We start from the raw sequence: 13,516 nt of genomic DNA, 5'->3' as shown, positions 1-13,516 counted from the left end.
TGCCTATTTCCCTCCTTGATTTGAGACATATACATGAATGTTGAAATAGTCGCGTTTATCCGTTTGGATATATACGGTATACCAACCATTCGTAACATTATCGAGAGTATACACTCCGCTTTTCTCCCGCAGGACCGTTCCTTTTGTTTTCATCTGACCTTGGGTTAAGACACCTTTTTCATAACGTGCATACGAGATCCCGGAGAAATTCTTCAATGAAATTTCAACCTTGTTTCCTAGAACGGACACAGCATTGGAACTGTTTGGCATAACGCCGTTCACAAGGGCTATGGTGTCATAAAGACCCACAAGGCGAACGGTCCGGCGAAGGGTAGTTTGATTCCCTGCATCATCTCTTACGGTATAGTCGATATAGTACGGGTTCGAGCGAACAAATTCATTGGCTGAGATGTTGTCAGGGTTAAACACCCGCCCGCCGGCTCCATAGCTTATAGTGACCCGCTTCGTCAAGTCGACCTTCTTACCCGCAACCATGTCCCATGCTTCGAAGTCCAGAAGCTTGGACTTGTCATAGGCAATGGAGGCATCTTTTTTAGGCGTCATGCCTTCGATGAAGATTAGCTCTTCCCCATTTTTAAGTTTTAGCACAGGGGGTGTTTTGTCGATTAGACCAATGTCAACACCATACGAGGTATAGGTCCCTGTTCTTCCTTCAAGGTTAAAATTGTAAAGTCCATTGTCGCTATAGTTCATTGACTTCTCTTGTTTCCACGGATCGTTCCCGCCCACGAATTTAGCATCTTTATCCGTGATTACCGTGACATTCACATTCTGGTTCGTTGCCGGGTTCTTGTCGGTTCCCACAACGTATCCTTCTTCTTGTCCAGAGGTGTCAACACCAACAACAATCTTGTTTTGATGATCCTTTTCCACCCACTCGCCACTTTGGTTCTGTTCGAGATATTTGTATGTCCAGCGAACCTCTTTAACTCTTGGACCGCCCACTTCAATTCCTTCAACCGTTACCAGAATTTTTTGCGTGATGCCTGTTTGGTCCCTGACTTGAAAGACGTGCTCCCCGTTAGTTTTAACGTTGATCACTGCCTCTTTATAGGACAGGGCATCGCCGGCTTCGTCCTTCACTTCAGTCAGAAGTGCATGTTCATATCCACGATAAGAAACGGTAAGGTCTGTTAGTTTTCTTAGAATGTCGAGCGGAACGCCGTCACTGTCACGGATTTGGTCAAAGGTCACATTCACGCTCAGCTTATCTTCAGCTAATGTGGCAGTGGCTTTGATTTGCGGCGGTGTGGACACAATATTGGATACGGTTATCACTTCCTGGCCTTCATTGCCATAGTCGTCAACAAAGAACATGGACACTGTACCATTTTTTCTAAAGCGGACAGCTTTGGTGCCGGGGATATGTACGATATCGCCCGCAGTTAGGCTTCCGGCAGGCTCCACACCGGTGACTGTAATCGTTTTGAACTCCTTGCTGAACTGAGTCAGCTCCACATTCACGCTTTGTGCAGTAACGGTGGTGGGAGGTGTGCTGTACGTTTTTGCAATTGCAGTTGGCACTACTTTGTTAATGTTCGAGACAGTAATCGGAGTCGTCCAACGGTTTCCAGCGTAGTCATAGGCTGTCACATTATAAATTCCTGAGCTGTCCAGCTCTACGACATATTCATTCTCAAGCGGCTCCCCTTTGAACGGATACACCACATTGCCCTTCTTCACCTCTGCAAAAGCGATTTCACCTGAATCATCCGTTAAAGTGATCGTTGCAAAGATATTTTGGTTCGTCTTGGACATGTTAGATAACACATAGGATGTTTGGCCAATGGTATTGTCGAAATGGTTATAGCTAACCGTTTGAGAACCTGTGTTGCCCGATTGATCTCTAAACTCAAAGGTGAATGTGTGATTATCCTCCGTTAGCGTCCTTGAGAAGGCTGCGTTGTTGTTTGTCATCGAAAGCGTTTTTCCGCCTCCGGTAAACTTGAGCGTGGCCATAACCCTTCTATAGGCTTTTCCTTCTTGGATTGGAACCCAGTTCCCAAGATAGTTCTCATAGCTGTATTCAACGGTGTAGTGTGTGTCTTGCGTGATTGGCGTTTTATCAATGTTTGAAACGGTGACCGGCACGATTGTTACTATTCCGGCTTTGTTTGTCACTTTGAAATATACCGTTGCATTCTGCTCGAAGGTTTCGGTATGCGAAACAATCGATTCAATGGGGCTAAAGCTTATGCCGTCATACGAACGTTCAAGTTTTAGAATTCCGCTTTCCGGGTCATATACAGAAAGTGTTGCGGTAACATTTTGGTTGGTTGGCTCCGTGGTCGAATAGACCACCTGTGTAACAGGTGCAGTTTCGTCAACCGTTGCAATGGCAGCATACTCCGCTTCCATCCGGTCAGCTTCCATACCTTCTGCCGTATAGGCCTCGAAATAAGCTGATTTTGTTGTTTTGCCGTCTCTTAGCACTTCAAATACAAGCTTAGAATAAGCTGTTCTTCCTTCAACTTCTGTAAACGATGGGTCAGGAACACTTAGCTCGGTATTTAGTTCTAACCCGGATAACACTGCATGTTCAACAAAGAAATATTGTCCGGCATACTTTGGATTCGGAACTACAATATAATACAGCTTGTCGCCCTGGTTAAAGGATATGAACCCGCCGTTTTGAATCGTTTGACCATTTTTCTCTACATAACCTGTAGTATCAAAGCCTGTAACAAATTCAACCTCAGGTGTAAATTCCAGAACACTGTCTCTTCCAACCTCGTCCTGAATGTAAAGGCTGATTTTATTATTGTTTTGGATAACAACCTCATAATCCATTACATAGTTAGCGGAGGTTGTTAAAAGTCCTGTATACAGAAGGTTCGACCTGGCCATATCACCCACAACATCGCCCTCTACAGGTGCGTTTGGCATTACGGTTACTGGAACGTTAAAATAAACGCTGACCGTTGCGGTGGTTTTTGTAGTTCTAGGGTTTGCGCTGACACTTACAATGGCTGCCCCTGCGTCAACTAGGTCCAGTTTTGCGTCAGTGAACACTTTTTCAGTCACATTTCCTGCGGTGTCGGCGGCTTTGACCCCAATGGCATAGCTTCCGCTAAGCCCCTTCAGGTCAATGGTGTAGGTTTTCTGTTTGTTGCCTTCGCCATTAATGATGACCGGACTGCTTTGCATATCCACGGATGGGCTTGATTGAAACAGCGCATAGTCCGCTTCGGTTAGAATAGGGTTTGCTGCCGGATCTTGAATAAGTGCGAAGGAGACGGTTGTGTCATTCTTGTCTGAGACATCAACTGTAATCACACCATCTTGTCTTGCTCCTTTGGTCACGGTGTCACTTGAAGCAAGCGCAGATGGAGCTGCCCGGTCAATGTTAGATACGGAAATAGGAACTAGAACACGATTGCCAAGCTCGTCAGACAAGATCAGATTTGTGGTTATATTTTCGCTTACCGTTACTGTGAATGCACCGTCTGTATAGGGAGAAACCGTGATTTTGTCAGCATCCTCGGGTGCAACGGTCAGTTTGCTAATCCCTGTACCCGCATCACTTGCGATTATTGTTGCTGTCACTGATGCGTTGGTTGGCTGTATGGTGCTATAGTCCGGCAATTCAAAGGCTGGTGCCTGGCTATCATACAGAATGGTGAGCGGTCTTGCTTCTGTTAAAAACTCCGGTCTGTCGTCAGCAGGAGCATTGATGAGGCCAAACTGGAAATAGATGGTGTTGACGCCTTCTTGAAGCGGAACCGGTGTGTCGAGTGTAAATGCATAATTCCCGCCCGAATTGCTGCTCGCTGTAAACGCAGGAACTAAAGCACCGTTATCTGTTGGCATGCCGTCCGTTGTCGCATAATATACCGGGTTTTGATATTTCGTTGCGCTATCAGAAGTCCACGATGCATGTGGCTCATTCAACACAGCATTGATACTATAGGTTCCATCCGTGGTTGTACCCATTCCGTTTACAATCTTTGCTCCCGCAAAGTTTAAGGTATCAATTACCGCAGGCTCTGACCTCATCCCAAAGTACGGGGACACCTTTTTACTTTCTCTGCCATGCGGGTCTTTGGCCACAACAACAATGCTGTACGCACCTGATGGAAGTCCGGTCAGGGTCAAGGTTTGATTAACCTGCGCTATGTTGTCACTGCCAAGTGTCAGTGTCAGCGGATAGTTGGGCATATCTTCAATTCTCATCTCTGAATCCGGCTTGGATACATAGTAATATGCACTGGCAATTCCACTGCGGTCTGCCACTTTCACGTTAATTTGATGGGATGATTTGAAATGATCGTGCTGACTTCCTACGGTAAATTTAATCTCCGGGGGATAGGCGTCATACGTGTATTCTTGTGAGAATTCAGCAGTATTACCAGACTGTTTATTTTTCACCCGATATTCAAGGATATATTTCCCGTCCATCAGCACTTTGGTTCCGCTAAGATTCGTTTTTTCAGCTGCACCAACAGCATCGCTTGATTCGTACACTTTAAATTTTTGTGTAAAGCTGTTGTCATTGCCAGGATCAGAAATCCACCGGTAACTCGTTTCAAGGTTTGGATTGCTTACGTCAAAGCTAATGTCAAAATACGGCTTTGGCAGACTGGAATCCTCCGTATGGAGGGTGTCGGCAACATTTCCATTGAACATACTCACAGGCTTTTTATAGTAACTGGAGGCTTGCTCGTTTCTAGAATCGTTTCCAAGTGAGTCTACGGTGAAATAATAGAGAGTTCCCTCAAAGTTGTCCCCTTTGGGAATGGATAGAATGGCAGTTGTGCTGTCACCTTCTGAGTCTACGAATGCCCATGTGCCTTGAGTTGAAGCAATTTCTGCGGAGGCAGGTTTAATCTGATTGATTGGCGTGTCAGGCGGCGCCGCATTCCCGTTCATAAAGGTATAATAAGTTCTTGACCAGCCGTTATTGCTTTGCTCAAGGTCATTCATTTCAAAGCTATAGTCATTTCTTTTGCGGAGCTGTGCATCTTGGGGATGTACCGTTTCGTTTACGGTCACCCGCGGAGCCTGGTTATCGATTAGGATATTCTCAATTTCTGCATATCCGGCCTCTCCGCCAAGCGTATTGTCGGCTTGATCCCATCCATACAGCCGAAGCTTGAATTCACCCTCCACCCGATCGATTGGACTTAGCTTTAGGCTAACGCCATTAATAACCTGCGTGTTAATAGGTGCGGTAACTCTTGCTCTGTTTCCTGTACCGTCAAAGTTTGTGATTCGGGTCATAGCCGGCTCATAGGAATCACCGGTTTTCTTGTACAGCTCATAATTAAAATAGTTTTGATTCGACTCGCTGTGGGCGACATTTCCTTCTGGATAGAGGGTTTCGCTGGCAACCATATAGAATTCATGCAGCTTTTTGATGTTGCCTTGAATGGAATCTGCCCCCGTCAGGTCATTTCCAGTTTGGTCAGTCACTCTTACCGTTGGGGTTTTGGTGTCCACTTTGTGAGTTGAGAAATAAAAGCTTTGTGATGACGGTGACTCTGGAGTTGGATTCTCTAAATAATAGGCCTGCGCCTGGCCTTTTTTCGTTAGATGGGTAGATACGTTGTCAAGCTGAAGCCTTATACCCTCGCTTTCCACTGCGCTAACATCCAGCGGGACTTGTCCATTGAACTGAAGCTTGCCGTTTGGTTTGCCGTCATCGCCCTCCAGTTTGGTCATGGTTAGGTTGGCAAGCGGTGTTGTCGTGTTGTTCCCAATATATAACGAAGGCGTGGCTTGGAAGTTGGTGATCAGCTCCGTTTTAATTTCTTGCGTCATAGTTTTTTTATGAATGGACACCGCTTCAACCGTGATATTAACATCTGTGAATTTACGGTTGAGATACAGATTGTCCTGGCTCGGTGAATAGGTAACCGTTTGAGTGATATCTGGGTTGCCGAGGTTATATATGCTACGATAGAACGTATACGTTACATCTTTATAATAGTAGTCCGCTTGCCCTATCTTTGTTGTCAAATAGGTATTAACCGCGGGCTCTCCTGAGCTTGTATGGGCAAAGGTCCCCCCGAGACTCTCAGCATTGGTAGACTGGGCAAGCAGCGCCACTCTATAGGTTAGAGAAATCTCTGCTTTGTCCTTGGCAACCATCTGATCGTGAAGCTTCTTGCGGTCAATATTGAGCTCAAACGTTTTTGTTTTTGTCGGCTCCTGGAATGTTAACCAATCCCTGCCTACAGCGTCGTCCGAAACAGTATAGCTGACTACAGGAGCATCCTCATATTGCATAATGTCATAGTGACCATATTGATCTCTGACATAGTTGTCCCACTCTGCACGTTCAGAGCCTGACGAATTCGCATCCAGATAGAACTCTCCTCCATGCTTATCAACGTCACCCATATCTGTGAATTTTCTTTTGGTTACGTCCGAGATATCACGATACAGTCTGCCCTGGTCTTTTGTCCATGAGTATATTGGAATGGTCTTCGTCTGTGTTGGATTTATGTTTCCCCCAATTTGAGGAAGCCACAGAACCACCGACTCACCGTACCAGTCATCACTGCCTACCAGCCAAAAAACGAGCTCGTTCATTCTCCACGGTGGAGTATTTTGCAATTTAAATGTATGTTGTGTATCAGACCAAGCGGCAGCGCCGCCAAAATTTGTTGCTTGATCAGAGTTTATTCCAGATTCATATGTACTTACGCCCATATAAATATCATCACCGGTTCCGCCGTTATCGTTGCCTCCTGTTTTCACACCAAACACATACGTGTACTCTGTTGCTACATTCGCATACACAGGCGCTAATGATAGTAAAAGCGAGAATACCAGCATCAAACTTATTATCTTCTTCATAAAATACCTCCTCGTTAGAAAATAGTTTCTATGTATTTTGAGCTAAGACCAAGGGCTTGTAGCTCTTGTTTCATTTGATGTGTGAGTTCAATTTTTTTGTTAGGGACATATACTGCTACGCCGCCCCGATGGTTATAGCCTGCTGAATTTCTTACTTCGAAGGCAAGCGCTTGGGCGGCAGCAGTGACTTCTGATGATTGGCCCATGATCTCTATAAGATCATATTGATCGAATATCCCGTCGTTTTTGCCTAATAGCTCTGAGCGGTTTGCAAGCTCTGTTAGGGAAAGATCAAATTCTGCATGTTCTATAGCCTTAACCAAGGATTCCGCCTGAGACAGCTTCAACATTGATAGGGTGGTTTGCATCTTAGCTTCCATCCCTGAATGAAGGGTAAAGGAATCTAAAATTAAACGCCCTACTCTTTCAGTGCTGATCTGTGGATTTCGCTCTAGCGCACCTATCCATGTGGTATAATACAAGCCTGCTGCGGGGGTTGAATCTTCAGAAGCTATGAGATATTTGCTCTGATTTCTAAGCGCATAGGCAGTTTCAACTGTGCCCATAAGACAGGCATCAAAGACGATTAAGTCGAAATACATATCTGATGAACCGATCGCTTGGGAAAGCTCCGAGACCTTCATCGTTTTTCTTTCATTTAACTCGTCTGCACCAAATCCGCCCATTGTTCCATACCCGTGGTCCCATAGAATCAGGATATAACGCTCACTTGGTGCAACGGTTTTGCCCCATACAAGAAAATCCTTTAGTGTTTTAGGGTCTGATGCGGCGGTTTGGATGTGGCTGTCGTGCTTTTGCAGCTGTCCACGACTAACTTCAAAGCGTTCGGATGCTCCATCGGTCATATATTTGTTGTGATAGTTGAGCGTTCCGCCTGTTTGCAGCAGGATTTTCGTATTTTGGTTGGGTTGACCCCGCAAAATTTCTTCCAGGTCATCGGTTAGCCGGCCTTGCTGTGATTCAAGGTCAGAACCCACTGCATATATTAAAATCGTCGTTGAATCCAGATTTTTATCCTGCTCCCAAAGTGACCTGGCCTCGTTTAAAGCTTGTGTGGTGAACACATTTGTTGCACTAAGGGTTTGACCTAGCGTTGCAAGTTGGTTTTGGGGTCTTGTGTTTAGAACATAACTGCTTATTTTTGCAAGCGTTCCCCGATTGAATTCGCGTTCTTGGGTAAGGTCTATTCCTAGAACTATTGAGGCGAAAGAAACCGCGGTTCCATAGGTAAAGTCGCCCTTTGTTTCTGAATATCTGAGCACCCTTAAAATCATTGAACAATATTGGTTAAGCGAGATAGGCCGGTTACCGCCAAAACGAAACTCATCCATTCCATTAACTACACCCTTGGTATAGGCATATGACACGTAGCGGCTTTCCCACCCTGTATCAGTAAATGGACTGTTGTAGGTGCTTTTCAGGACCTCTTTCTCCTTCCCCCACAGACGCAGCATCATTACAAGGGCTTCTGCTCTGGTAGGCACCCGCAACAGCTCATATCCATTCTCCGTTCCACTGAACAATCCCAAGTGGTTAAGCGCTTCTGCATAGCTGGAGCTTTGTGCCGCTGCTGCTGATGATGATGGAGTTATTGCAAGAAAAAAGACTAAAAAAATGATAAAACCTCTGATTTTTGTCATCAAGTTCCGGCCTTTCAATTGATTAATCCTATTAAGCTACTACTCTAACATGGCAGATTAACCCCTGTGTGAAAGTTAAAGAAATCTTTAAGTTCGCGCTTGCCGCTCCCTTCTGGCCAACAGCAAAAAGAGCCAGATCTCCAGGAGATCAGACTTTTACGGATACCTAATTTATTCACAGCCCCTAACAAAATGTGTTAGTCTATGTATGATGGGTAAAAGGCTTTGCTATTGATTATATGTTGCAACAGGAGAAGATAATATGAGTAACGAACCAAACTTTTGGCTGGATTTACCGAAACCGTTTTTTATATTAGCTCCAATGGAAGACGTCACAGATATTGTATTTCGTCACGTCATTAGTGAAGCTGCAAAACCTGACGTATTTTTCACAGAATTCACAAGTGCAGAACATTATTGTCATCCTGTTGGAAAAGAAAATGTAGGTGGCCGGTTAATGTTCACAGCTGATGAGCAACCGATTGTCGCTCATATTTGGGGCAATAAACCTGCACTTTTTGAACAGATGAGTATTGATATGAAAAAACTTGGTTTTCGTGGTATCGATATAAACATGGGATGCCCAGCACAAAACGCCGCAGCCAGTGGAAAAGGGGCTGGATTAATACGCCATCCTGAAGTTGCAGCAGAAATTATTCAAGCAGCAAAAGCAGGTGGATTGCCGGTTAGTGTTAAAACAAGATTAGGTTACTCTAAAATTGATGAGTGGCGCGATTGGTTAGGACATATATTGAAACAAGATATTGCGAATCTTTCCATTCACCTTCGTACCAAAAAAGAGAAGAGTAAAGTAGCTGCACATTGGGAACTAATTCCTGAAATAAAAAAATTGCGTGATGAAATTGCCCCAAATACGTTGTTAACCATTAATGGAGATATTCCGGACCGCGCAACAGGATTAAAAATAGTTGAACAATACGGCGTTGATGGTATCATGATTGGCCGCGGCATTTTCACTAATCCATTTGCTTTTGAGAAAGACTCTAAAGAACATAGCGCGAAGGATTTTCTCAATTTACTTCTTTTACAGTTGGATCTTCACGATAAATATTCGACAGAAACCTTGCCACGTTCATTTAGACCACTTCTTCGCTATTTCAAAATCTATGTTCGTGGATTTAGAGGCGCAGGCGAACTAAGAGACCAATTAATGGAAACCACTTCAACAGACGAAGTGCGTCGTTTAGTAAAACCTCTTTTAGATCAAGAATTAGATTGAAGAATATTAAAGTCTAAAGCTATGAAAAAGAGACTTCCCACAAGTTCAATGAACTCATAGGAAGCCTCTTATTTTTGCATCATGTGGTCAAACGGTGTTTCCTTCTCAGGAAACCCTTGATGCATAAGGGTTTGTAACCCTTATTACATCATTCCGCCCATACCGCCCATGCCGCCCATATCAGGCATTCCGCCACCAGCACCGGCTGGTTCTGGCTTGTCAGCGATAACCGCTTCGGTAGTCAGGAACATAGCAGCTACGGAAGCTGCGTTCTGCAGCGCGTAACGGGTTACCTTGGCAGGGTCAACGATCCCTGCTTCGAACATGTTTACCCACTCATCGGTAGCAGCGTTGTAGCCGATGCCGATGTCTTCTTTTTTCAGGCGGTCCACGATAACGGAACCTTCCTGGCCTGCGTTAGCAGCGATCGTACGAACAGGCTCTTCCAGTGCGCGCAGCACAAGGTTAACGCCAGTTCTTTCGTCGCCTTCAGCTACAACAGCAGCTACAGCAGCATATACGTTCACAAGAGCTGTACCCCCACCGGATACGATACCTTCTTCAACCGCAGCGCGGGTTGCGTTCAGGGCATCTTCGATGCGGAGCTTGCGCTCTTTCAGTTCAGTTTCAGTAGCAGCACCGACTTTGACAACGGCTACGCCGCCAGCCAATTTCGCCAGACGCTCCTGCAGTTTTTCTTTGTCAAATTCGGAAGTCGTTTCTTCCAGCTGGGAACGGATTTGGCTAACACGTGCATTGATGTCCGCCTTGTCGCCGCTTCCGTCTACAATTGTAGTGTTTTCTTTGGTTACGCGCACTTGACGGGCGTTACCCAGTTGCTCGATGGAAGTGCTTTTCAGATCAAGTCCAAGTTTCTCAGTGATCACTTGTCCGCCTGTCAGAGCAGCGATATCCTGCAGCATAGCTTCACGGCGGTCGCCGAAGCCAGGAGCCTTAACCGCTACAGCATTGAATGTTCCGCGCAGCTTGTTCACGATCAGCATCGCCTGAGCTTCGCCTTCGATGTCTTCAGCGATGATTACCAGCGGACGCGCCTGTTGAACGATCTTCTCCAAGAGCGGAAGAATTTCTTGAGTGCTGCTGATCTTCTTGTCAGTGATCAGGATGTACGGGTTCTCCAGAACGGCTTCCATCTTGTCCGTATCTGTGATCATGTACGGGGAAATGTAACCACGGTCGAACTGCATACCTTCAACCACTTCAAGCTCAGTCAGGAATCCACGGGATTCTTCAACGGTGATAACGCCGTCTTTGCCCACTTTTTCCATAGCTTCAGCAATCAGTTGGCCCACTTCTTCGTCAGCAGCGGAGATTGCAGCTACTTGTGCGATCGCTTGGGAATCCACAATCGGTTTAGCGATATTCTGCAGTTCAGCAACAGCAGCCTTCACTGCTTTGTCGATCCCTTTACGCATAACCATCGGGTTAGCGCCTGCAGTTACGTTCTTCAGACCTTCGCGGATCATAGCCTGAGCCAGAACCGTTGCAGTTGTAGTACCGTCACCGGCTACATCGTTAGTCTTGGTAGCTACTTCTTTAACGAGCTGTGCGCCCATGTTCTCGAAAGCATCTTCCAGTTCGATTTCTTTGGCGATGGTTACACCGTCATTCGTGATTAGCGGGCTGCCGAATTTCTTCTCCAGCACCACGTTGCGGCCTTTAGGACCCAGTGTAACTTTTACTGCATTTGCCAAAGCGTCAACCCCGCGCAGCATTGCACGGCGAGCATCTTCACTGAACTTAATTTCTTTTGCCATTGTATAGTTAACCTCCTAATATAATTTGTGAATGTATTCTGAATCTGACTTATGAGAGACGCTTAAGACTAGTCAAGAATAGCGTGGATGTCGCTTTCTTTCATAATCAGATATTCTTTGCCTTCATATTTGATTTCAGTTCCGGCATATTTCGAGAAAAGCACACGGTCGCCTTCTTTCACTTCCAGCGCTACACGGACTCCGTCTTTCAAAGTTCCGCTGCCTACAGCGATAATAGTACCTTCTTGCGGCTTCTCTTTGGAAGAGTCCGGAAGCACGATCCCGAAAGAAGTAGTTTCCTGTTGCTCGCTTGGTTCTACCAATACGCGTTCACCTAGTGGTTTAATCATGAAAAAATAGCCTCCTTTGAAATTATGTGATTTGCCTTGAAAACATAAATTGAGCTGCGGGGATCTGCGCCATCAGCATCCCTTACGGAAAGCTGCTCCGGCCAATCCCGGTTTTTCAGCAGCGTTAGCACTCAACCCTCTGTAGTGCTAACAACAATTTTTATGATACTCAACTTGAAGACGGATTTCAAGTCCTTTTACACAAAATCGTATTTGTTTTTGCCAAAATTATGGTTTCAGCACTTGTCTGGGCGCACACTCTACTCCATTCTATCCACCAAGGGGCATATTATGCCCCCTTCCCACTAATCTGCCTTCACATATCGTGCCTCCCGCTTAGCGTCCTCAGCCAATTGCCTGCGGTAGACGAATGCGGACAGGAACACACTGAATTCATACAGCACCAGCAGCGGAATCGTCACCAGAAAGTCCGAGATGAAATCAGGCGGCGTAATAACCACAGCTATGAACACAAGCGCGAAATAGGCATAACGGCGCATCTTGCGCAGGCGCAGCGGGTTCAGCACCCTGAGCTTGGTCAGGAACATGACGATCAGCGGCAGCTCGAAGAGCAGGGCCAGCGGAATCACCAGACTGAACATGAAATTGAAATATTCGGCGATGCCGTAGGTCTCCTCAAGCCCCATATTCCGCGTAATCGAGATGGTGAAGGATAAGGCCATAGGGAACACTATGTAATAGGCAAAAGCAATGCCGGCAATAAACAACACAAACACATACGGCACATAACGCAGGGCAGCGCTCCGCTCCACTGGCCGCAGGCCGGGGCTGATGAACGCCCATAGCTGGAAGACGATAAACGGCACCGAGAAGACCAGGGAGACCGCCATAGCGATCTTCATATACATCCCGATTCCATCCCAGAAGGAGAATGCATGCAGGACGAAGCCTTGCGCAGCATCGGCGCTGATCAGATACAGATAGATTGGTTTGGCGACGAATAAGCCGAGCACAAGTCCGGCCACAAACACGATCAGCACGTAGATAAGACGTCTGCGCAGCTCCGTCAGATGATCGACGAGGGACATTTCTTCCGCTTCCAGAGACATGACTGACACCACCCGGATTGACATATTAGCAATGGATAAGTTATCGCTTGATATACATACAAGTTCTTCTCTTCAAGTGAAAACGGCTATGCCGTCCTATTAAAGGACGGTACCGTTTCAGCGAGAAATAGAAGGATAATTTATCATGTGAAACATATAAATTCTTATATTTCAAAAAAAGGGCGCCGCCCCGGTCTAAAGCAGACCTGGGAAAGACGCCCCTGCGTGGGAACCTTAAAATTATTCCGGCAGACGGCGGTCCTGCGGAAGTTCTGCTGACACTGCCTGCGAGGCCGCAGGAGCAGGTGACTCGCTCCGCTTGGCCGGTTCCGGCTCGTTCACAATCTCCCGCGCACCGTCCTTGAATTCACGGAAGGTACGCCCGACTGCCCGCCCCAGCTCAGGAAGCTTATTGGGACCGAAGAGCAGCAGCGCCAAGATAACCAACAAGATAATTCCGGGTGTGCCAATACCACCTAACATTCCGGTTTCCTCCCATCCTTCTGTCCGTTCATGACAATAGTTAACGATAAAATAATAATACCATAACTTATATCACACATCCATCGTCTATCCTGAACGATTTAGACAAAAG

7 protein-coding genes are annotated in these 13,516 nt (G+C 46.1%); 1 reads left to right on the top strand and 6 read right to left on the bottom strand.

Annotated elements, in window-relative coordinates; translation table 11 throughout:
- Positions 1-3: 3 nt before the first annotated feature.
- Positions 4-6,822, bottom strand: a complete 6,819-nt coding sequence (locus C162_RS09245) for a hypothetical protein (RefSeq protein WP_036693732.1) — start codon at positions 6,820-6,822, stop codon at positions 4-6.
- Positions 6,823-6,836: 14 nt separating this feature from the next.
- Positions 6,837-8,483 (bottom strand): clostripain-related cysteine peptidase, encoded by a 1,647-nt coding sequence (locus C162_RS09240; RefSeq protein ID WP_083677910.1) that lies wholly within the window; start codon positions 8,481-8,483, stop codon positions 6,837-6,839.
- A gap of 262 nt (positions 8,484-8,745) precedes the next feature.
- Between C162_RS09240 and C162_RS09235 the strand changes: the two genes are divergently transcribed.
- Positions 8,746-9,723 (top strand): tRNA dihydrouridine synthase, encoded by a 978-nt coding sequence (locus tag C162_RS09235; protein WP_036693729.1) that lies wholly within the window; start codon positions 8,746-8,748, stop codon positions 9,721-9,723.
- A gap of 143 nt (positions 9,724-9,866) precedes the next feature.
- Here C162_RS09235 and groL read toward each other — a convergent pair whose 3' ends face one another.
- From groL to tatA, 4 genes are all read right to left on the bottom strand, one after another.
- Positions 9,867-11,501, bottom strand: a complete 1,635-nt coding sequence (gene groL, locus C162_RS09230) for a chaperonin GroEL (protein WP_036693727.1) — start codon at positions 11,499-11,501, stop codon at positions 9,867-9,869.
- A 68-nt stretch (positions 11,502-11,569) separates the two neighbouring features.
- Positions 11,570-11,851 carry a co-chaperone GroES gene (gene groES / locus C162_RS09225; RefSeq protein ID WP_036693725.1) on the bottom strand — a complete coding sequence of 94 codons (282 nt, stop codon included), beginning with the start codon at positions 11,849-11,851 and terminating at the stop codon, positions 11,570-11,572.
- 305 nt (positions 11,852-12,156) lie between these two features.
- Complete coding sequence (gene tatC / locus C162_RS09220; protein WP_036693723.1) at positions 12,157-12,921, bottom strand: twin-arginine translocase subunit TatC; 765 nt, start codon at positions 12,919-12,921, stop codon at positions 12,157-12,159.
- Positions 12,922-13,161: 240 nt separating this feature from the next.
- Positions 13,162-13,404: a twin-arginine translocase TatA/TatE family subunit gene (gene tatA / locus C162_RS09215; protein ID WP_036693722.1), complete on the bottom strand. Its 243-nt coding sequence runs from the start codon at positions 13,402-13,404 to the stop codon at positions 13,162-13,164.
- Positions 13,405-13,516 lie beyond the last annotated feature (112 nt).

This window comes from Paenibacillus sp. FSL R7-269 (genome assembly GCF_000517865.1).
In the GTDB taxonomy this organism is placed as follows: Bacteria; Bacillota; Bacilli; order Paenibacillales; family Paenibacillaceae; genus Paenibacillus_AQ.
This window is presented reverse-complemented; position numbering and strand designations above follow the sequence as displayed.